This is a genomic window from Burkholderia sp. RF2-non_BP3, from assembly GCF_001522185.1.
Classification (GTDB): domain Bacteria; phylum Pseudomonadota; class Gammaproteobacteria; order Burkholderiales; family Burkholderiaceae; genus Burkholderia; species Burkholderia diffusa.
The window spans coordinates 127,699-148,876 of record NZ_LOSU01000067.1 but is presented as its reverse complement, the minus strand read 5'-3'; the positions used below and the strand labels follow the sequence as shown (position 1 = coordinate 148,876).

20 protein-coding genes are annotated in these 21,178 nt (G+C 70.0%); 11 read left to right on the top strand and 9 right to left on the bottom strand.

Features of this window, described 5'->3' with window-relative positions; translation table 11 throughout:
* The first annotated feature begins 51 nt into the window (after positions 1-51).
* Positions 52-1,458: an amino acid permease gene (locus tag WS45_RS30395; RefSeq protein ID WP_059535024.1), complete on the top strand. Its 1,407-nt coding sequence runs from the start codon at positions 52-54 to the stop codon at positions 1,456-1,458.
* A 302-nt stretch (positions 1,459-1,760) separates the two neighbouring features.
* A complete protein-coding gene (locus tag WS45_RS30390) occupies positions 1,761-2,786 on the top strand; it encodes an XdhC family protein (RefSeq protein WP_059607548.1) in 1,026 nt (341 codons plus the stop codon).
* A gap of 81 nt (positions 2,787-2,867) precedes the next feature.
* Here the strand turns inward: WS45_RS30390 and WS45_RS30385 are convergent, their stop codons facing one another.
* The 6 genes from WS45_RS30385 to fliE all read right to left on the bottom strand — a co-directional run bounded on the left by WS45_RS30385 (position 2,868) and on the right by fliE (position 6,897).
* Positions 2,868-3,602, bottom strand: a complete 735-nt coding sequence (locus WS45_RS30385) for a PepSY-associated TM helix domain-containing protein (protein ID WP_059703169.1) — start codon at positions 3,600-3,602, stop codon at positions 2,868-2,870.
* 266 nt (positions 3,603-3,868) lie between these two features.
* Complete coding sequence (locus WS45_RS30380) at positions 3,869-4,189, bottom strand: EscU/YscU/HrcU family type III secretion system export apparatus switch protein (protein WP_059703167.1); 321 nt, start codon at positions 4,187-4,189, stop codon at positions 3,869-3,871.
* Positions 4,186-5,541: a flagellar hook-length control protein FliK gene (fliK, locus tag WS45_RS30375; RefSeq protein WP_059703165.1), complete on the bottom strand. Its 1,356-nt coding sequence runs from the start codon at positions 5,539-5,541 to the stop codon at positions 4,186-4,188. The genes WS45_RS30380 and fliK overlap by 4 nt, the downstream gene beginning before the upstream one ends.
* A gap of 75 nt (positions 5,542-5,616) precedes the next feature.
* Complete coding sequence (locus WS45_RS30370; RefSeq protein ID WP_059703161.1) at positions 5,617-5,949, bottom strand: flagellar protein FliT; 333 nt, start codon at positions 5,947-5,949, stop codon at positions 5,617-5,619.
* Complete coding sequence (fliS, locus tag WS45_RS30365) at positions 5,946-6,380, bottom strand: flagellar export chaperone FliS (RefSeq protein WP_059535013.1); 435 nt, start codon at positions 6,378-6,380, stop codon at positions 5,946-5,948. Before fliS ends, WS45_RS30370 begins: the two co-directional genes overlap by 4 nt.
* Before the next feature lie 172 nt (positions 6,381-6,552).
* Positions 6,553-6,897, bottom strand: a complete 345-nt coding sequence (gene fliE, locus WS45_RS30360; RefSeq protein WP_059448462.1) for a flagellar hook-basal body complex protein FliE — start codon at positions 6,895-6,897, stop codon at positions 6,553-6,555.
* 250 nt (positions 6,898-7,147) lie between these two features.
* Here fliE and fliF point away from each other — a divergent pair, with 250 nt between their 5' ends.
* From fliF to WS45_RS30330, 6 genes are read left to right on the top strand one after another with little or no spacing between them, the layout of a single operon-like run.
* Complete coding sequence (gene fliF, locus WS45_RS30355) at positions 7,148-8,911, top strand: flagellar basal-body MS-ring/collar protein FliF (protein WP_059703159.1); 1,764 nt, start codon at positions 7,148-7,150, stop codon at positions 8,909-8,911.
* Positions 8,901-9,896, top strand: a complete 996-nt coding sequence (gene fliG, locus WS45_RS30350; protein ID WP_059535009.1) for a flagellar motor switch protein FliG — start codon at positions 8,901-8,903, stop codon at positions 9,894-9,896. Before fliF ends, fliG begins: the two co-directional genes overlap by 11 nt.
* Positions 9,889-10,572, top strand: a complete 684-nt coding sequence (gene fliH / locus WS45_RS30345; protein WP_059703157.1) for a flagellar assembly protein FliH — start codon at positions 9,889-9,891, stop codon at positions 10,570-10,572. The genes fliG and fliH overlap by 8 nt, the downstream gene beginning before the upstream one ends.
* A complete protein-coding gene (gene fliI, locus WS45_RS30340) occupies positions 10,566-12,107 on the top strand; it encodes a flagellar protein export ATPase FliI (RefSeq protein ID WP_059703155.1) in 1,542 nt (513 codons plus the stop codon). Before fliH ends, fliI begins: the two co-directional genes overlap by 7 nt.
* Before the next feature lie 5 nt (positions 12,108-12,112).
* Entirely contained in the window at positions 12,113-12,571 is a 459-nt protein-coding gene (fliJ, locus tag WS45_RS30335) for a flagellar export protein FliJ (RefSeq protein WP_059607431.1), read from the top strand.
* Between the two features lie 31 nt (positions 12,572-12,602).
* Positions 12,603-13,970 (top strand): flagellar hook-length control protein FliK, encoded by a 1,368-nt coding sequence (locus WS45_RS30330; protein WP_059703153.1) that lies wholly within the window; start codon positions 12,603-12,605, stop codon positions 13,968-13,970.
* A gap of 33 nt (positions 13,971-14,003) precedes the next feature.
* On the opposite strand, the gene WS45_RS30325 is transcribed toward WS45_RS30330, so the two are convergent.
* Positions 14,004-15,647, bottom strand: a complete 1,644-nt coding sequence (locus WS45_RS30325) for a GMC family oxidoreductase (RefSeq protein WP_059703150.1) — start codon at positions 15,645-15,647, stop codon at positions 14,004-14,006.
* A gap of 720 nt (positions 15,648-16,367) precedes the next feature.
* On the opposite strand from WS45_RS30325, the gene WS45_RS30320 reads away from it, so the two are divergent.
* Positions 16,368-17,810, top strand: coding sequence for a coniferyl aldehyde dehydrogenase (locus WS45_RS30320; RefSeq protein ID WP_059703147.1), 1,443 nt, complete (start codon positions 16,368-16,370; stop codon positions 17,808-17,810).
* Between the two features lie 72 nt (positions 17,811-17,882).
* Here WS45_RS30320 and WS45_RS30315 read toward each other — a convergent pair whose 3' ends face one another.
* Together WS45_RS30315 and WS45_RS30310 are read right to left on the bottom strand one after the other, a co-directional pair.
* The gene (locus tag WS45_RS30315) at positions 17,883-18,905 is read right to left on the bottom strand and encodes a serine/threonine protein kinase (protein WP_373559453.1); all 1,023 of its coding nucleotides are present in this window, start codon (positions 18,903-18,905) and stop codon (positions 17,883-17,885) included.
* A 58-nt stretch (positions 18,906-18,963) separates the two neighbouring features.
* The gene (locus tag WS45_RS30310; protein WP_011886311.1) at positions 18,964-19,176 is read right to left on the bottom strand and encodes a hypothetical protein; all 213 of its coding nucleotides are present in this window, start codon (positions 19,174-19,176) and stop codon (positions 18,964-18,966) included.
* A 626-nt stretch (positions 19,177-19,802) separates the two neighbouring features.
* Here WS45_RS30310 and WS45_RS30305 point away from each other — a divergent pair.
* Positions 19,803-20,684 carry a DMT family transporter gene (locus WS45_RS30305; RefSeq protein WP_059703142.1) on the top strand — a complete coding sequence of 294 codons (882 nt, stop codon included), beginning with the start codon at positions 19,803-19,805 and terminating at the stop codon, positions 20,682-20,684.
* A 303-nt stretch (positions 20,685-20,987) separates the two neighbouring features.
* On the top strand, positions 20,988-21,173 hold the full coding sequence (locus WS45_RS30300; RefSeq protein ID WP_014895742.1) for a hypothetical protein: 186 nt from the start codon (positions 20,988-20,990) through the stop codon (positions 21,171-21,173).
* Positions 21,174-21,178 lie beyond the last annotated feature (5 nt).

The following is a 21,178-nucleotide window of genomic DNA, read 5'->3' as shown; positions in this document are numbered from 1 at the left end:
TTTCACTCACTCGGCGCCGCCGCGCTCGCGCGCGCTGGAAACTCATCCGCAATGTCCTTCTTCCGCAAGAAAAACGTCGATCGCATGATCGCCGGCGCGCACGGCGCCGGGCTCAAGAAAGCGCTCGGCGCCATCGACCTCACCTTCCTCGGCATCGGCGCGATCATCGGCACCGGCATCTTCGTGCTGACCGGCACGGGCGCCGTACAGGCCGGCCCCGCGCTGATGCTGTCGTTCGTGATCGCCGCGATCGCGTGCGGCCTCGCGGCGCTGTCGTACGCCGAATTCGCGTCGACGATTCCGGTCGCGGGCTCGATCTACACGTACTCGTACGCGACGCTCGGCGAGCTCGTCGCCTGGATCATCGGCTGGGACCTGATGCTCGAATACGGCCTCGCGGCGTCGGCCGTGTCGGTCGGCTGGTCGGGCTACCTGCAATCGCTGCTGCAGGGCTTCGGGCTAACGCTGCCGACCGTGCTGACGGCCGCGCCCGGCGCGATCCCGGGTGTCGTCACGTGGTTCAACCTGCCGGCGTTCCTCGTGATGCTGGTGATCACGACGCTGCTGTCGATCGGCATTCGCGAGTCGACCCGCATCAACAACGTCATGGTGTTCATCAAGGTGTCGGTCGTGCTGCTCGTGATCGCGGTCGGCATCTTCCACGTCACGCCCGCGAACTGGAAGCCGTTCATGCCGCACGGCTGGAACGGCGTGTTCGGCGCGGCGGCCGTGATGTTCTTCGCGTTCATCGGCTTCGACGCCGTATCGTCGGCGGCCGAGGAAGTGAAGAATCCGAAACGCGACCTGCCGATCGGCATCATCGCGTCGCTCGCGGTGTGCGCGGTGCTGTACGTGACGGTCGCGGCGGTCGCGACCGGCATCGTGCCGTCGGCGCAGTACGCAAACGTGTCGCATCCGATCTCGTATGCGCTGCAGATCGCCGGCGAGAAGTGGGTCGCGGGCTTCATCGATCTCGGCGCGGTGCTCGGCATGCTGACCGTGATCCTCGTGATGAGCTACGGCCAGACGCGGATCATCTTCGCGATGTCGCGCGACGGCCTGCTGCCGGCGGCGCTGTCGCGCGTGCATCCGCGCTACGCGACGCCGTTCCTGACGACCTGGCTCGTCGGCCTGTTCTTCGGGCTGATCGCCGCGCTCGTGCCGCTCAACGTGCTCGCCGAGCTGATCAACATCGGCACGCTCGCCGCATTCTCGATGGTGTCGATCGCGGTGCTGGTGCTGCGCCGCACGCACCCGGAACTGCCGCGCGCGTTCCGCTGCCCGGGCGTGCCGGTGGTGCCGATCCTCGCGGTCGGCGCATGCCTGTTCCTGATGCTGAACCTGCAGCCCGTCACGTGGGCCGCGTTCGGCATCTGGCTCGTGATCGGCCTCGTGATCTACTTCCTGTATTCGCGGCATCACTCGAAGCTCGCGCACGGTCAGCACGACGCACATTGACCGCCGTCGCTGCGCGCGCACGCCGCGCGCAGCGACACGACGCCACGCCGGGCCGTCACCGGCCCCGTGCGCGCCCCCTCCCCGCCCGAACCGGCCCGGCCATCGGCGCCCCCGCGCGGCGCACGACGCGCGCCGCCGCGCCCCGCACACGCGCGATCGCTGCCCGATCGTCGCGATTTCTTGCCCGATCGTCCGGATTTTCCCACACGATTTGCACGCTGCCAGCACGCGCGCGCCGAGCGGTTCATAATCCGGCCATCGAACGACGGCCCGGCGGGCCGTCCGGCAACAGGAACAGGATGATGGAAAGCGTCGATCTCGATGTACTGAAATCCAGCGCGCGCTGGCTCGACGAAGGGCGCCGCGTGCTGCTCGTCACGGTCGTGAAGACGTGGGGCTCGTCGCCCCGCCCCGAAGGCGCGATGCTCGCGGTGCGCGAGGACGGCCTCGTGGTCGGCTCCGTGTCCGGCGGCTGCATCGAGGACGACCTGATCGCCCGCGTGCATGCAAGCGGGATCGCGGCCGATGCACGCCCGGAAGCCGTCAAGTACGGCGTGACGGCCGAGGAAGCGCACCGCTTCGGGCTGCCCTGCGGCGGCACGATCCAGCTCGTGCTGGAGCCGCTCACGCCCGACAGCGGGATCGCCGCGCTGTGCGCGGAAGTCGAGGCCGGCCGCCTCGTCACGCGCACGATGACGCTCGCGACCGGCCGCGCGTCGCTGTCGCCCGCGCAGGCGACCGACGGGCTCGCGTTCGACGGCGACCGGCTCGTGACGATCCACGGGCCGCGCTACCGGATGCTCGTGATCGGCGCGGGACAGTTGTCGCGCTATCTGTGCCAGATCGCGGTCGGGCTCGATTACCAGGTGACGGTCTGCGATCCGCGCGAGGAGTACACGGATGCGTGGGACGTGACGGGCACGCGCGTCGTGCACACGATGCCCGACGACACGGTGCTCGACATGAAGCTCGACGCGCGTTCGGCCGTGATCGCGCTCACGCATGACCCGAAGCTCGACGATCTCGCGCTGATGGAGGCGCTGAAGACGCCCGCGTTCTACGTGGGCGCGCTCGGCTCGCGACGCAACAACGCGGCCCGGCGCGAGCGGCTGCTCGAATTCGACCTGAGCGAGGCGGAACTGGCGCGGCTGCACGGGCCTGCCGGCATCTACATCGGCAGCCGCACGCCGCCGGAAATCGCGATCTCGATCCTCGCCGAGATCACGGCCGCGAAGAACAACGTGTCGCTGCCGACGATCCTTCAGGTCGAGGGCGCGAAGGCCGCCCGCGAGATCGCGGCAAACAGCGGCGCGACCTGCGGCCTCTGAGGCCGGTCGCCCGCGCGGCGCATGGCCGCGCCGGCGGGCCATCGTGCGCCGGCAGGACACCGGCGCGCGTCGAGGGTAACGTCAGGCGAGACCCGCGGCGAGCGCCGCGGCGACGGAGCCAACCACCAGCACGACGCCGACCGTGCGGCGCTTGTTCAGCTCCGTCCACAGCAGCACGCCCGTCAGCGACAACAGGATCAGCGAACCCGCGATCGTGTCCATCAGCAGCACCCAGCCGAGATTCATGCCGACGCCGCGATGCAGGTTGTTCAGCGTCGTCAGGAACGTATTGCCGGTGCGCTTCACCGATACGTAGCCGTTGCCGACCCAATATTCGGCCTGCAGGTTCTGGCGCGGACCGAACAGGCCCATCTGCCAGTGCTCCGGCTGCATCACGCGCTTGTCGCCCCACGCGACCGGCTGCGCGGGCTCCGTGCGCACGCGGCCCGGCCGGCCGTCGAAGTGCAGTTCGTGCTGCAGCCACTTCGTCATCGCAGCCGGCGACTTCGGCGCCGGGTCCGGCAACGCGATCTGCATCTGCTCGACCTGCGGTTCGCCGGTCGGGATCTTCAGCGGCGGCGCACGGTGGTTGAGCAGCACGCCCGTCACGCCGAACAGCAGCCCGAGCACCGCGCCCCAGAGCCCGACCCAGCCATGCACCTTGCGCAGCCATTTGATGAAGGTCGCGCGCCGCGAGCGCTGGCGGCGCGCCGCCAGTTCGGCGTCGCTCAGAGGCCGTGCAGCCGGACGCAGCACGGTGACGCCCGCGGTGGGCCTGCCCGCCTGCGGCGGGGCGATCGTTTCGGGCGCGTTCACGCGAGAGTGTCCATTCGTTCAAAGCAACGGGCGGCGCACGGAAAACATGCGCCGCCCGGATAACATGAAAATGAGAATGGATATCATTACACAAATGGCGCGACCGCTCAATCCGCCGGCGCACGTCCGGACGACAAGACAATCCGACGATAACCGACGAAGCGTGCTGATTGCACGCCGATCCAGGTCGATAAAAGAGAAATGCCGGTGAAATGATTGCGAAAGTCCGGGACAGCGTTTCGCAAGAAAAACGGTCCGGCGAACGCTCAGCGGCGCAGCGGCGGTAGCGGAAAATGCGGCGCGGCGTCGCCCGGCCCGGGCTCGGTCCGATCGAGCGCGTACAGCCATGCCAGCAGATCGGCGACGGCCTGGTAAAGCTGCGGCGGAATCCGGTCGTCGAGATCGACCTGCATCAGCAGCGACACCATCTCCGGCGCGGTATGCACGTACAGCCCGGCATCCCGCGCACGGGCGACGATCATCTCGGCGAGCAGGCCGTACCCCTTCGCGACCACGCGCGGCGCGGCATCGCCTCCCTTCGGATCGTAGACGAGCGCGGCCGCGCGCTTGCGGGACGTCATGCTCATCGCGGCACCTCGTCGTCGGCGCCCGGCGTGCCGCCGGCCGCGCTGCGCGCATATGCGGCGGCGGCCGCCTGCGCGACAAGCGGGTCGAAGCCGTCCGGTTCGTCGCCGACCGCGCGAATCGACAGTCCGCCGAGCTGCAGCCCCGATCCCTCGAACCGCTGCCGCAGCGCGGCCTCGTTCCGTGTGAGCCGGTCGGCGCCGGCAGAATTCGCGCGCAGTCGCGCGACGAGCTGCGCGCCGTTCAGCACCAGCTCCGCGTCGACCGTGCCGAGCGACGGCAACGTGAGCGTCAGCCGCGTGCGCCATGCGATCCCGTCGCCGGCGTCGTCGCCGCCGCGCGACGCGCGGCCGCCCGGATCGTCGGGCTCGATCGTCCAGTCGAGCCGCGCGCCGGGCCATGCCTCGCCTGCCCAGCGGAATTGATCGGTCGCGAGCGCATCGAGCTGCTGCCGGACGATCGGCACGGCGGCAGGATGCACGGGAGCCGGCGTCTGCGTCTGCGGATCGGCCGACGCGGCGGCCAGTTCGGCGCGCGCGGGCGTCCAGCGCGTGTCCGGGCGATCGCCGAGCGGGTCGGTCGTCGCGGCCGTGGCCGACGCCGCACCTTGCCGAGCGGCGGCAGCCGCGTTCTGTGCAAGCTCGCGCGGCACCGCACCGCCCGACGCGGGCGCGCCCGGCTGCACGGCGGTTCGCGCTGGCGTCGGCAGCGGCAGGCGCTGCGCGAGTAGTTCGTCGAGCACGTCGGTCGCGTCGTGCTGCGCGGCATCCGGGGCCGGCTGCACCGGCGCGGTCGTGAGCCGCGCCTGCGGTTCGCGCATCAGCGCGGCGAGCGGGCGCTGGCCGGCCAGCCACTGCGCGAGATGCGATTCGTAAAAGAGGCCGCTTTCGCTGACGGCCTGCGCGAGCGCCGCACGCAGCGCCGCGACGGGCGGCGCGGCCGCCGCATCGCGCGCGGCCGCAACATCGGACGCGGGCGTTGCGGTGGAAGGCGCGGCGGCGGATGCAGCCGGACCGGCGGTCGGCTGCCCGTCCGGCGGCACGCCCGCCGCCGTGCTCAGCAACACGGCGGGATCGGCCAGCAGCGGCGTGCGCCCGGCGATCACGGGCGTCGCGACGCCGCCCGAGCGCGAAATCGCGTCGAGCACGAGCGCGACATCGGACAAGGCGGTCTGCGCGGATGCCGGCGGCGGCGCCGGCGGGGCCACGGTCGAAGACGGCGACGACGCGCCGGCGCCCGGCGTGCCGACCTGCGCGGTCGCGCCGCCGCCGGCGGGCGCGATCACGGGGCCGGTCAGCAGGCTGTCGAGGCGACTCGCCAGCAGGGCGGCCGCAACGGAGTCGATACCGGTCATGATCGGAGCCTGCTCACCTCAGCGACATCGTTGCGAAGCCGGGCATGCGGCAACCGCCGCCCCGGCAAACGGGCACTACCCGCGAGCGCGGTAGAGATCGGTCAATACCTGGGTCGAGCGCCGCGCCTCGAACAGCGCGGACAGCCGTGCGACGTCCGGGCTCGCGAGGTCGCGGATCGCGGCGTCGTCGGCGAGGATCCGGCGAATCAGCTCGAGCTTGCGGCCGAGGTCCGCCTGGTCGAGCGCGACGCCCGGATGGGCCTCCTTCAGCCCGTCGACGAGACGCAGGAATTCGGCCTGCAACTCCGGCAGCGCGCGCCAGTCCGCGCCGCGCGCCGCGGACAGCATGCGGCCCGACACGGCCGCAAGCGCCTCGTAGCGAGCGAAGTATTCGGCCTTGAGATTCATCGTGCCGCGCCCGCCGCCTGTTGCGCGGCCATGCGCGCGACTTCCGGAGCGATGCCCGTCCACGCTTCCTCGAGCGTCGCGAGCAACCCGTCGACCTCGACCAGCATCGCGTCGCTGGCATGCATGTTGGCTTCCAGCAGGCGCCGGCCGATATACGTATACAGCGCGTCGAGGCGCCCGGCGATCTGGCCGCCCGCGTCGCGGTTCAGCGACGCCTGCAGGCCGCTCTCGACGATCCCGATCGCCTTGCCGATCGCTTCGCCGCGTGCGGGCACGTTGCCCTGCTGCAGGTGCATGCGCGCGAGCGCGATGGCCTGGCGCGCGCCCTGGTACAGCATCGCGATCAGCCGGTGCGGGGAGGCGCCCATCACCCCCGTCTCGACGCCGACACGCGCGTATGCACTGGCTCCAGCGTGTCCTGGGGAAAACATGCGCTTCTCCTTGTGATGCGTTGGCTATGCGGTAGCCGCCGCCCTGCAATGCATGACGCGGCCTTGTTCCAGAGTTATCGGAAGGGAATTGAAAAGCTTTAGGCGCACGGCCCGCCGGTCGGCCGCCCGCGGATGCCCGTCGGCGGCTGGCCGTCCCCGGTTGCCGGTCGCGTCACACCGACATCTGCATGATGTCGTTGTACGCGCTCACGAGCTTGTTGCGGACCTGAAGCCCGAACTGGAAGCCGATGTTGGCCTTCTGCATGTCGACCATCACGTCGTTCAGCGACACGTTCGCCGCGCCGACCTCGAACGCCTGCGCCTCGCCGAGCGCGTGCTTCTGGTCGCCGCTGATCTTGTCGAGCGACGCCTTCATCGCGCTCGCGAACGTGCCGGCCGTCGCCGCGCCCGAACCGGCGAGTGCCGCCGTCGGGCTCGCGACGCCGCCGCTCGCCTGAGCGGCCATCGCCTGCATCTGTTGCAACACCGAACCGATTCCGCTGACGTTGGCAGCCATGCTGTCCCCAGACATATGAGAGAAGAGACCCGGACGCACCGGGCGGTCCGGCGGCGCCGCACGATGCGCACCATGCCGGATCGCGAAAAAGGATAGCAGCGCGGCGCGCGCCAAAGCCGCGAAAGTACGGGGGAAACCCCGCTCTTTTCGGTCGATCGGAGTCGGGCTTCGGTCCCGATAATCGCATCGTGTCATTGTCCGTCCGCTCGTCCGAGCGGCTCAGTCGTCCCGCTCCGGAGAAATTCCACGCATGGATTCGCAGGCCAACTCGCTGATCAACCCCGACGCCCGCACGGGCCTCGCCAGCCCGGTGCCAGGCGCCATCGCGGCCGCCGCGTTGCCGGGAGCAGGCGGCGCCGGCGCGGACTTCGGGTTCGGCGGCTTCGCGGAACGCATCCCCGGCATCACGCGGATGAAGGGCAACCCGAAACTGCCGTTCGTGATCGCCGTCGCGCTCGCCATCGCCGCGATCACCGCGCTCGTGCTGTGGAGCCGCACGCCCGACTATCGCGTGCTGTACAGCAACCTGTCGGACCGCGACGGCGGCGCGATCATCACCGCGCTCCAGCAGGCAAACGTTCCCTACAAGTTCGCCGACGCCGGCGGCGCGATCCTCGTGCCGTCGAACCAGGTGCACGAAACGCGCCTGAAGCTCGCCGCGATGGGCCTGCCCAAGGGCGGCTCGGTCGGCTTCGAGCTGATGGACAACCAGAAATTCGGCATCAGCCAGTTCGCCGAGCAGGTGAACTACCAGCGCGCGCTCGAAGGCGAGCTGCAACGCACGATCGAGTCGATCAACGCCGTGAAGACGGCGCGCGTGCATCTCGCGATCCCGAAGCCGTCGGTGTTCGTGCGCGACAAGGAAGCGCCGAGCGCGTCGGTGTTCGTCGACCTCTACCCGGGCCGCGTGCTCGACGAGGGCCAGGTGCAGGCGATCACGCGGATGGTGTCGTCCGGCGTGCCCGACATGCCGGCCAAAAACGTGACGATCGTCGACCAGGACGGCAACCTGCTGACCCAGACCGCATCGGCCACCGGCCTCGACGCGAGCCAGCTCAAGTACGTGCAGCAGGTCGAGCACAACACGCAGAAGCGCATCGACGCGATCCTCGCGCCGATCTTCGGCACCGGCAACGCGCGCTCGCAAGTCAGCGCGGACATCGACTTCTCGAAGCTCGAGCAGACCTCGGAAAGCTACGGCCCGAACGGCTCGCCGCAGCAGACCGCGATCCGCAGCCAGCAGACCAGCAGCGCGACAGAACTCGCGCAGGGCGGCGCATCGGGCGTGCCGGGCGCGCTGTCGAACACGCCGCCGCAGCCGGCCTCCGCGCCGATCGTCGCCGGCAACGGCCAGAACGGGCCGCAGTCGACGCCCGTCAGCGACCGCAAGGACCAGACGACCAACTACGAGCTCGACAAGACGATCCGCCACGTCGAGCAGCCGATGGGCAACGTGAAGCGGCTGTCGGTGGCCGTCGTCGTCAACTACCAGCCGGTCGCCGACGCGAAGGGCCACGTGACGATGCAGCCGCTGCCGCCCGCGAAGCTCGCGCAGATCGAGCAGCTCGTGAAGGACGCGATGGGCTACGACGAGAAGCGCGGCGACTCGGTGAACGTCGTGAACAGCGCGTTCTCGACCGTCAACGATCCGTACGCCGACCTGCCGTGGTGGCGCCAGCCGGACATGATCGCGATGGCGAAGGAAGCCGCGAAGTGGCTCGGCATCGCGGCGGCCGCGGCGGCGCTCTATTTCATGTTCGTGCGCCCGGCGATGCGCCGCGCGTTCCCGCCGCCCGAGCCGGCCGCGCCGGCACTTGCGGCGCCGGAGGATCCGGTCGCGCTCGACGGCCTGCCCGCGCTGGAACAGCCGGACGAGCCCGATCCGCTGCTGCTCGGCTTCGAGAACGAAAAGAACCGCTACGAACGCAACCTCGACTACGCGCGCACGATCGCCCGCCAGGATCCGAAGATCGTCGCCACCGTCGTGAAGAACTGGGTGTCCGATGAACGCTGAAGGCCTGACCAAGAGCGCGCTGCTGCTGATGTCGATCGGCGAGGAAGAGGCCGCTGAAGTATTCAAGTTCCTCGCGCCGCGCGAGGTGCAGAAGATCGGCGCCGCGATGGCCGCGCTGAAGAACGTCACGCGCGAGCAGGTCGAGGACGTGCTGCACGAATTCGCGAAGGAAGCCGAGCAGCACACCGCGCTGTCGCTCGATTCGAGCGAGTACATCCGCTCGGTGCTGACCAAGGCGCTCGGCGAGGACAAGGCCGGCGTGCTGATCGACCGGATCCTGCAGGGCAGCGACACGAGCGGCATCGAGGGCCTGAAGTGGATGGACTCGGCCGCCGTCGCGGAACTGATCAAGAACGAGCATCCGCAGATCATCGCGACGATCCTCGTGCACCTCGACCGCGACCAGGCGTCCGAGATCGCGTCGTGCTTCACCGAGCGCCTGCGCAACGACGTGCTGCTGCGGATCGCGACGCTCGACGGCATCCAGCCGGCCGCGCTGCGCGAGCTCGACGACGTGCTGACGGGCCTGCTGTCCGGCAGCGACAACCTGAAGCGCAGCCCGATGGGCGGCATCCGCACCGCGGCCGAGATCCTGAACTTCATGACGAGCAATCATGAGGAAGGCGTGCTCGAAAGCGTGCGCCAGTACGACGCCGACCTCGCGCAGAAGATCGTCGACCAGATGTTCGTGTTCGAGAACCTGCTCGACCTCGAGGATCGCGCGATCCAGATGGTGCTGAAGGAAGTCGAGTCGGAAACGCTGATCATCGCGCTGAAGGGCGCGCCGCCCGCGCTGCGCCAGAAATTCCTCGCGAACATGTCGCAACGCGCGGCCGAACTGCTCGCCGAGGATCTCGACGCGCGCGGCCCGGTGCGCGTGTCCGAAGTCGAGACGCAGCAGCGCCGCATCCTGCAGATCGTGCGCAACCTCGCCGAGAGCGGTCAGATCGTGATCGGCGGCAAGGCGGAAGACGCCTATGTCTGATTCCGCGCGCGACCGCGCCGGCACCCTCACCGCGTACCAGCGGTGGGAGATGGCGTCGTTCGATCCGCCGCCGCCCCCGCCGCCGCCCGACGACGCGGCTGCGGCCGCCGCCGCGCTCGCCGAGGAATTGCAGCGCGTGCGCGACGCCGCGCATGCCGAAGGCCACGCGGCCGGTCACGTCGAAGGCCAGGCACTGGGTTATCAGGCCGGTTTCGACCAGGGCCGCGAACAGGGTTTCGAGGCCGGCCAGGCCGAAGCCCGCGAACAGGCCGCGCAGCTCGCGGCGCTCGCCGCGTCGTTCCGCGAAGCCGTGTCGAGCGCCGAGCACGACCTCGCGTCCGACCTCGCGCAACTCGCGCTCGACATCGCGCAGCAGGTCGTGCGCCAGCACGTGAAGCACGATCCCGCCGCGCTCGTCGCGGCCGTGCGCGACGTGCTCGCCGCCGAACCGGCGTTGTCCGGCGCGCCGCATCTCGCGGTGAACCCGGCCGACCTGCCCGTCGTCGAGGCCTATCTGCAGGACGATCTCGACACGCTCGGCTGGAACGTGCGCACCGACGCGTCGATCGAGCGCGGCGGCTGCCGCGCGCACGCCGCGACGGGCGAAGTCGACGCGACGCTGCCCACCCGCTGGCAGCGCGTCGCCGCCGCGATCGGCAAGGTGAGCGCATGGTGACGCCCACGCCCGAATCGATCCTGTACGACGGAATGACGCCGCTCGAGCGCGAACTCGCGCTCGCGTCGTTCGGCCCCGAGCAACCGCACGGCACCGCGCACGGCGCGCCGGCGCACGCAACGGACGCCGCGGCCGACACGCCGCGCGCGCCGCACAATCCGCATCTCGCGCACTGGCGCACGCACCTGAACGGCCTCGCGACCCGCAGCCACCGCGCGCTGCCGCTGCGGCCGTGCGGGCGCCTCACGCGCGCCGCCGGCCTCGTGCTCGAGGCGATCGGCCTGCGCCTGTCGGTCGGTGCCGAATGCACGATCGAATTGCCGCCCGGCAGCACGCTGCCGCATGCGGAAGCGGAAGTCGTCGGGTTCTCCGGCGATCGCCTGTTCCTGATGCCGACCACCGACGTCGCGGGCGTCTTGCCCGGCGCGCGCGTGTGGCCGCTGGAGGCCGCGCCCGTCGCCGATCCGCTCGCGGGCGCGAAACGGCTGCCGGTCGGCTGGGAAATGCTGGGGCGCGTCGTCGACGCGTCGGGCCGCCCGCTCGACGGCCTCGGCCCGCTCGCGTCGAAGGTCGACGCGCCGCTGTCGGCGCCGTCGATCAACCCGCTCGATCGCGAGCCGATCAACCACGTGCTCGACGTCGGCGTGCGCGCGATCAACGCGCTGCTCACCGTCGGCCGCGGGCAGCGGATGGGCCTGTTCGCGGGCTCCGGCGTCGGCAAGTCGGTGCTGCTCGGCACGATGGCGCGCTACACCAGCGCGGAAGTGATCGTGATCGGACTGATCGGCGAACGCGGCCGCGAAGTGAAGGAATTCATCGAACAGATCCTCGGCGAGGACGGGCTCGCGCGCTCCGTCGTCGTCGCGGCGCCGGCCGACGTGTCGCCGCTGCTGCGGATGCAGGGCGCCGCGTATGCGACGTCGCTCGCCGAGTATTTCCGCGATCAGGGCAAGCACGTGCTGCTGCTGATGGATTCGCTGACGCGCTACGCGATGGCCCAGCGCGAGATCGCGCTCGCGATCGGCGAGCCGCCCGCGACCAAGGGCTATCCGCCGTCGGTGTTCGCGAAGCTGCCCGCGCTCGTCGAGCGCACCGGCAACGGGCCCGAAGGCGGCGGCTCGATCACCGCGTTCTACACGGTGCTGACCGAAGGCGACGACCAGCAGGACCCGATCGCCGATTCGGCGCGCGCGATCCTCGACGGCCACATCGTGCTGTCGCGCGCGCTCGCCGAAGCCGGCCACTATCCGGCGATCGACATCGAGGCGTCGATCAGCCGCGCGATGACCGCGCTGATCGACGAAACGCATCTCGACCGCGTGCGGCAGTTCAAGCAGATGCTGTCGCGCTACCAGCGCAATCGCGACCTGATCGCGGTCGGCGCCTATGCGCCCGGCCGCGACGCGCAGCTCGACCGCGCGATCGCGCTCTACCCGCGCATCGAATCGTTCCTGCAGCAGGGCTTTCGCGAATGTGCGCCGTTCGCGTCGAGCCTCGGCGCGCTCGATGCGCTGTTCGACGTACACGGAGGCTGACCCCGATGGCACACGGCTTTCCCCTTCAACTGCTGCTCGACCGCGCGCAGGAAGATCTCGACACGGCCGCGAAGCAGCTCGGCACCGCGCAGCGCGACCGCACCGCGGCCGCCGACCAGCTCGATGCGTTGCTGCGCTATCGCGACGAGTATCACGCGCGCTTCGCGCAGTCCGCGCAACACGGGATGCCGGCCGGCAACTGGCGCAACTTCCAGGCGTTCATCGATACGCTCGACGCGGCGATCGTGCAGCAGCGCAACGTGCTGGCCGCGGCCGAAGTCCGCATCGACGAGGCGCGTCCCAACTGGCAACAGAAGAAACGCACCGTCGGTTCATACGAAATCCTGCAGGCGCGCGGCGTCGCGCAGGAAGCCCAGCGTACGGCGAAGCGCGAACAGCGCGACGCCGACGAACACGCCGCGAAGATCCTGCGCATGCGGGCCGATGCGGCCCGTTCGGCGTAACCGCTCACCGCTTTCGAACGAGAGAATCGTCATGCCTCCCCTGCCCCTGCTCGGCGTGCTGCTCGACACCGCCGGCACCGCACTCAAGGCGATCCGCGACGCGGGTTCGTCCGCTTCCGCCAAGTCCGCCGGCAACGATGCCGCAAGCGGCCCGGCCGCCATGCCGTTCGCGCAGACGCTGAAGCAAAGCGTCGTCGCGCGGCACGACGCGGCAACCGCCGACCAGCCGGACGCCTCGACGAAACAGGCGTCGTCGACATCCGCCGCCGGCACGAAGTCCGCCGACCGCGACGACGACCCGTCGACCGAAGACGCCAGCGCGACACTCAATCCCGACGCAGCCGCGCTCGCCGCGGCAGCCGCCGTGCAGGCGCAACTGCAGGCGCGCGCGAACGACGCGGCGCCGGCCGATGCCGATACCGCCGCCACCGCCGCCGCCACGACAGCGACGGCCGTGTCCGGCCAGCCCGACGCCAGGGCCGCGCTGACGAATCACGCAAGCAAGGACGCGGCCGCCGAGCCTGCCGTGCCGGTGTCGGGTCGCGACACGCTGCAGGCGGCACTCCAGAAGCTGACCGGCGGCGCGGGCGCCATCGCGATGCCCGCGTCGGGCACGGCTGCGACGACAGCGGCAGCGCCCGCGGCGACGACCTCCGCATCGGCCACCGCCGCACAGCCGACGCCGAAAGTCCCGACCTTCGACCGCACGCTCGCCGACGCGAAAGGCGCGCTCGCGACGCAGCAGGCGCCCGCGCAGGCCACCGCGCCGGCGCTGCAGGCCGGCGCAACGGCCCAACCCGCCGCGCAGCATGCGTTCGCGACCGCCGAAGAAACCGCCGGCCCGGCCGTCGACGCAACGGTCGCCGCCGCCGCGACGGCTGCGGCAGCCGCACAGGCGAACCTCCAGGCATCGCCCGCCGCCAGCTCGATCGCCGCGGCCAACGCACACGTGCTGGCGCCGCACGTCGGCACCGCCGACTGGACCGATGCGCTGAGCCAGAAGGTCGTGTTCCTGTCGAATGCGCACCAGCAGAGCGCCGAACTGACGCTGAACCCGCCGGACCTCGGCCCGCTGCAGGTCGTGCTGCGCGTCGCGGACAACCACGCGCACGCGCTGTTCGTGTCGCAGCACGCGCAGGTGCGCGACGCGGTGGAAGCCGCGCTGCCGAAACTGCGTGAAGCGATGGAAGCGGGCGGGCTCGGCCTGGGCAGCGCAAGCGTCAGCGATGGCGGCTTCGCGTCGCAGCAGCAGAACCCGCAGCAAAGCTTCGCCGGCGGCCGGCCGTCGCCGCGCGCGCGCGCCGGATCGTCAGCCGTCGACGCACCGGTCGACGCCGCGCAATCCGCAGCGGCCGGCGCGACCGTGAGCCGCGCGGGCCTCGTCGATACGTTCGCCTGAGCATCGCGTCGGTCGTGTGCCGGTGCGCGCCGCTCAGCGGCCGTGCGCCGCCGCGGCCGCCTCGTTGCGCGGCACGCCGCCGCCCCGGCGCGTCGCGACGATGAAGTCCGCCGCGCGCTCGCCGATCATCACCGACGGCGCATTCGTGTTGCCGCCGATCAGCGTCGGCATCACCGACGCATCCACCACCCGCAGCCCTTCGACGCCCCGCACGCGCAGTTGCGGATCCACGACCGCGCGCGCATCCGAGCCCATCCGGCAGGTGCCGACCGGGTGATAGATCGTGTCGGCATGCGCGACGATCGTCGCGCGCAGCTCGGCTTCGCTCTGATCCGCCCGCGTGTAAAGCTCGCGCCCGCCCTGCGACGCGAGCGGCGCCTGCGACAGGATCCGGCGCATCGCCTGCGCGCCGCGCACGAGCAGGTCGAGATCGCGCGAATCGCTGAAGAAGCGCGGATCGATCAGCGGCGCGTCGCGCGCATCGCCGCTCGCGAGCGCGACCGTGCCGCGGCTGAACGGGCGCAGCGCGCACACGTGCAGCGAATAGCCGAAGCCCCAGTGCATCTTGCGGTTGTGATCGTCGACGAGCGCCGTGCAGAAATGCAGCTGCAGGTCCGGACGATCGAGCGACGGGTCGCTCTTGATGAAGCCGCCGGCCTCCGCGACGTTGCTCGTCATCATCCCCGTGCGGCTCGAGAAGTAGCGCGCGAGCGCCGGCGTCATCTTCGCGATCCCGCGCAGGCAGACGCCGACCAGCTCCGACGAATTCACGCGCGTGTTGATGATGAAGTCGATATGGTCGATCAGGTTGGCGCCGACGTCCGGCGCGTCCTGCACGACGGCGATCCCGTGGCGGCGCAGTTGTTCCGCCGGACCGATCCCCGAGCACATCAGCAGTTGCGGCGAATTGAACGCGCCGGCCGACAGGATCACTTCCGCGCGTGCACCGAGCGTCTCGACGCGTCCGTCGCGCGACACCGCGACCCCGACCGCGCGCTTGCCGTCGAAGCCCACGCGCAGCACCGTCGCATCGGTGATCACGTGCAGGTTCGGCCGGTCGCGGTCGTAGATGTATGCGCGCGCGACGCTGCAGCGCGAGCCGTCGCGATGCGTGACCTGATAAAAGCCGACGCCTTCCTGCGTCGCGCCGTTGAAGTCGTTGTTGAGCGGATAGCCGGCCGCGTGCGCCGCCTGGATGAATCGTTCGGAGAACGGATTGCGAAAGCGCAGATCGGACACCGTCAGCGGGCCGTCCGCGCCGTGCCATGCATCGGCGCCGCGCGCGTTGCCTTCCGCGCGGCGGAAATACGGCAGCACGTCCCGCCAGCCCCAGCCCGTCGCGCCGAGTTGCGCCCATTCGTCGTAATCGCCCGGGTGGCCGCGCGTGTAGATCATCGCGTTGATCGCGCTCGAGCCGCCCATTCCGCGCCCGCGAGGCTGATAGCCGCGGCGGCCGCCGAGGCCCGGCTGCGGCACCGTCTCGTAACCGTAGTTCGTGCCGAGCTTGAACGGCACGAGCGCCGCGATTCCCACCGGCATGTTGACGAGCAGGTTGCGCTCCGTGTGCGAGCCGGCCTCGATCAACGCGATCGTCGCGTCGGGGCATGCATCGGCGAGGCGGCTGGCGAGGCTCGAACCGCCCGACCCTCCGCCGACGATGATGTAGTCGTATTGCATGTCACGTCTCCTTCGTGTCATGAACGGCGCCCGGCGCGGCCGGCTCCCGCTTGTAATGTTCGGGCATTGTAGGAATGGCCGTCGCGCGCGCGGCACGCCGATTCAAGAGCGATTCCTCTAAACGCCCGCGTGAACTAAATTTAAGATGTATCGATTGATGCGACGCGATGCATCGGCCGCCAGAAGCCGCGCCGTCGCGAAACTGGGGAGACGACGATGCAGCGCGACGTTCTGCAGGCCGCGTGCCGACCGGGTTGTCCGGACGCACCGCGCGCGGCCCGCATTTCATTTCAAACGGATGCCCGGACGGTGACGTGCAACACCGTGCGCGCGGCCGGTCGAAATCGAACGACGCCACGTATCGCCGACCGTTTGGACGGCTCGTCGCATGCGCCGCACGACCTGCCGATGCGTGCGTCGCCGCGCGCATCGCACTGCCCTGCTTCGGTGCGCCGGCAAGTGCCCGCCGCGCGCGATCGCACACCGGTTGGACATCGCATCCGGCCGTACGCGCGGGCCATGCAATCCCGTTTTCGGACACGACCACCGTCGCGCGGATGCGACGCTTGCCGCACGCTGCACCCTGTTTTCGCCCGTGCCTCGCATCCGGCCCCGTGCCGCGCGACGCGCGCCATCCCGACCCGCCCCGCCACGCTCGCCGAGCGGGCACGTGCGGCCTGACTGCTGGCCGACGTGCCACGCCCACCTGGAGGAGACGACATGAAGAACGATTTGCCCGAACTGGCCCCGCAAGCGCTGCCGTCGGTCGATGCCTTGACGTCGCTGCTGCGCGACCAGCGCGCGGCCTACCTGCGCGCGCCGTACCCGGAGTGGGACACCCGCGCGCAGCACCTGCGCGCGCTGCGCACGATGCTGATCGATCACGCGGATGCGCTCGCCGATGCGATCAGCGCCGACTTCGGGCATCGCGCGAAGCAGGAAGTGCTGCTGTCGGAAATCTGGATGGCGAAGGAAGAGATCGACGACGCGCTCAGGCACGGCAAGCGCTGGATGAAGCCGATCCGCAAGCCGATGAACAAGTGGCTGCGGCCGGCGCGCGCGAAGGTGCTGCCGCAACCGCTCGGCGTGGTCGGCATCGTCGTGCCGTGGAACTATCCGATCCTGCTCGCGGCCGGCCCGCTGATCTGCGCGCTCGCGGCCGGCAACCGCGCGATCGTCAAGATGTCCGAACTGACGCCGCGCACGTCGGCGCTGTTCGAACAGCTGATCGCGAAGACCTTCTCGCGCGACCACGTCGCGGTCGTGAACGGCGATGCGGAGGTCGGCGCCGCGTTCAGCGCGCTGCCGTTCGATCATCTGCTGTTCACCGGCTCGACGCAGGTCGGTCGCCACGTGATGCGCGCCGCGGCCGACAATCTCACCCCCGTCACGCTCGAGCTCGGCGGCAAGTCGCCGGCCATCGTCGGCCCGAATGCACGCTTCGACGCGGCCGTCGACGCGATCATCGGCGGCAAGACGCTGAACGCGGGCCAGACCTGCATCGCGCCCGACTACGTGCTGCTGCCGCGCGGGATGGAAGCCGCGTTCATCGAGCGCGCACGCGCGCGCTTCGCGAAGCTGTATCCGGACCTGTCGACCAACGGCGACTACACGACGATCGTGTCGCCGCGCCATTACGCCCGGCTGCAACAGCTCGCGACCGACGCGCAGGCCGCCGGCGCGCAACTGCATCCGCTGTCGGACGCGCCGTCCGATCCCGCGTCGCGCCGCTTCGTGCCGTGCGCGGTCACGCACGTGCCGGCCGCGTCGCAGCTGATGCAGGAGGAAATCTTCGGGCCGCTGCTGCCGCTCGTGCCGTACGAGCGGCTCGACGAAGCGATCGCGTACGTGAACGCGCGCCCGCGACCGCTCGCGCTGTATCTGTTCGACGAGGATGGCGGCACGGTCGACCGCGTGATGCGCGAAACGATCTCCGGCGGCGTGACGGTCAACGATGCGTTGCTGCACATCGCGTGCGGCAGTTTGCCGTTCGGCGGCGTCGGCGCGAGCGGGATGGGCGCGTATCACGGCTACGACGGCTTCGTGACGTTCTCGAAGATGAAGCCCGTGCTCACGCAGGCGCGCCTGAATACCCGCGGGCTGATCGCGCCGCCTTACGGCAAGCGCTTCGCCGCGGTGATCAGGATGATGTTGAAGTTCTGAGCGGCGCGGGCCGCGCGCGTTGCGCGTCGGTCCGCCCGAACCTGCCGCGCGGCGACGTTGCCGCGCGCACCGTCACACGGGCCAGAGCGGCCCTTCCTGCATCGCGCCGATCTGCTCGCGCAGCTCGAGCACGCGTGCTTCCCAGTAGCGATGCGTGTTGAACCACGGGAACGCGGCCGGAAACGCCGGATCGTCCCAGCGGCGCGCGAGCCATGCCGCGTAGTGGATCAAGCGCAGCGTGCGCAGCGCTTCGACCAGATGCAGTTCGCGCGGCTCGAATTCGCAGAAGTCCTCATAACCGGCGAGCAGATCCGCGAGCGCGCGCGACGCGCCTTCGCGATCGCCGGGCAGCAGCAGCCACAGATCCTGGACCGCGGGCGCCATCCGGCTGTCGTCGAAGTCGACGAAATGCGGGCCCGCGTCGGTCCACAGCACGTTGCTCGGATGACAGTCGCCATGCGTGCGCAGCAGACGGATCTCGCCCGCCCGCTCGAACGCGGCCTCGACGCCTTCAAGCGCGAGCGTCACCGCCGTCTCGTAGGCGGGCCGTACGTCGTCGGGAAGAAAATCGTGAGCGAGCAGATAGTCGCGCGGCTCGTAGCCGAACGTGCGGATGTCGAGCACGGGACGCGCGACATAGGGCTGCGTCGCGCCGACCGCGTGAATCCGGCCGATGAAGCGGCCGAGCCATTCGAGCGTGTCGCTGCGGTCGAGGTCGGGCGCGCGACCGCCGCGCCGCTCGAAGATCGAGAAGCGGAAGCCGTCGAACGCGTGCAGCGTGCGGCCGTCGATGACGCGCGCGGGCACCGCCGGAATCTCGCGCGCGGCGAGTTCGGCGACGAACGTGTGCTCTTCCAGGATCGCTTCGTCCGACCAGCGCGCGGGCCGGTAGAACTTCGCGACGACGGGCGGACCGTCCTCGATGCCGACCTGGTAGACGCGGTTTTCGTAGCTGTTGAGGGCGAGCAGGCGCCCGTCGGTGCGCAGCCCGGTCGGCATCAGCACGCTGTCGAGCGCGTCGAGCACGCACTCGGGCGTGAGGCCGGCGAACGGCGGGCCGGCGGGAGCTGCGGGGGCGGAAGTGACGTCTTTCATGCCCCGCATTGTGCCGTCAGCCGCGCCGAAACACGAGCGTCCGGTGCGGCACGCGCGCTCAGTGGATCGCGGCGCCGGCCGGCAGCACGGATTCGCCGGTGTCGATCAGGTCCTCGAGAAAGAACGGCTCGGTGTTGAGTTCCTTCGACTCGCCCGGCACGCCCGCGTACCAGGTCACCATGGCCATGTCGCCCAGAACACGCTGAACGATGCCGCGCGCGCCCTTCGGCACCGCGATATGGGTAGTGCAGACAATCGACCCGACATGCATGATGGTTCCCCACTCTTGAAACTTGAAACCCGGCTCGCTGGCGAGCCGGCAAATGCACGATCCGCGCCGCCCTCGTCGGGGTGTTGCGCGTGATCCCATTGTTCACGGTTTATCGAAGCGCGAAAAGAAGAAGAAGCAGGCGAAGTGCCGCGAATTCGTCGAATGTCTCCAATCAACCACTGCGCCGCGCGTGCGCTTGCACGGGCGGATACCCCCATCATACCCTGTCGAATGTGACCGTCCGCCGAATCCGGCCGCACAGGCGGCACCGGCCTCCCGCCGACCGTGGTTGCATCAGGCGGCCGCCCTGCGTTACCTTTGACGTTCATTCGCGTTCAAGCGCATTCGACACGATGCAACCGCTCACGTCCGCTCTCGCAAATTCCCGGCCGCAGTTCGACTCGCGGCCGCAGGCGTGCGCGCATCCGTCGGTCCTCCCTCCTCCTGTCGCACCGCCGTTCGTCGGCGCCGCGCCGCCCCCGCCGGCGGCACGCGTCGGCTGACCAGCCGGCTTCCGGTTTCCGTTTTCCCTTCGCCCGTTTGCGGCCGTTCGTGCGCCATGACGCACGGCGCGTTCCCGCGCGCGCGACGTGGAACGTTTCGATCCGTTCGACAGGTGGATTCACATGGTTTCGTTCAAACGCGCGCTCGCCGCGCATGGCGTGACGTCGCTCTTCATCTTGCTGTGGAGCAGCGGCGCGATCTTCGCTGAACTCGGTCTGCGTCACGCCTCCGCGTTCGTCTTTCTCACCGCACGCTTCGCGCTCGCGTCACTCGTGCTGCTCGTGCCGGCCGTCATGCGCGGACGCTGGCTGCCGCCGCGCGGCGAGCGGCGCATGGCCGCGCTGACCGGCCTGCTGATGATGGGCGGCTATTCGATCTTCTATCTGCTCGCGCTCGAGCGCGGGATCGCGCCGGGCGTGCTGGCGACGATCCTCGGCGTGCAGCCGATCCTCACGCTCGCGATCGTCGAGCGGCGCTGGCAACCGATGCGCGTCGCGGGGCTCGGGCTGTCGCTGGCCGGTCTCGCGCTCGTCGTGTGCCGCGGCGTGGGCGGTGCGGGCCTGCCGATCATGGGCGTCGCCTGCGCGCTCACGGCGCTCGTCGCGCTGACCGCCGGCTCGCTGCTGCAAAAGCGTGTGCGCGCGGCGCCCGCCGACGTGTTGCCGCTGCAGAACGCGATCGGCCTCGCGCTGTGCGTGGCGATCCTGCCGTTCCGGCCGATCTCGGTCGAGGTGGGCTGGGCGTTCATCGTCCCGCTGCTGTGGCTCGGCATCGTGATCTCGGTGATCGCGCAGTTGCTGTTCTACCGGTTGATGCAACGCGGCGATCTCGTCAACGTGACGAGCCTGTTCTACCTCGTGCCCGTCGTCACCACGCTGATGGACGCGGTCTGGCTCGGCAACCGGCCCGAACCGCTCGCGCTCGCCGGCATGGGCGCGATCGTCGCGGGGCTCGCGCTCGTGTTCCGCACGCCGGCCGTTCGCGCTCGACCCGATCGCGCGTAGGCGGACGGGCCGCCGCGCCTGCGGGTGCGGCGGCCCGTATCGAACATGTCCGACGATTCAGCGCGAACCGAAAGGAGCGGGAAAGAATGGTGCAAGGCATTCGTCCGACTCGCCGGAAAAGTGCGGAATCCCCGGGGGTTTCCGCATACTTTTAATGGTTCGGATAGCGAAAAACGCAGCGCGGTTGCCTATACTCGAACTGACCGCCCCCGTTCGCAATGGGGCCGGCCCAATACGAGAAATGCCCGGCATGGGGGCTGGAAGACGCGCGTGCGCCTGTTCCGGCCGGCTATGGAGACACGCATGACGACCTACTTCACGATCGGCGACTTCATCCTGTTGATTCCGATGGCGCTGGCCGGCGCGCTATTTCTCGGCGCGGTGCCGTGCGCAACCGAATTCCGTCACAACCTGCTGCGCGTGCTCGGCGTCATCCTCGGCGTCGGCGTGGCGGTATTGCTCGTCGAAGGCCTGCCCGCGCTGCTCTAGCGACG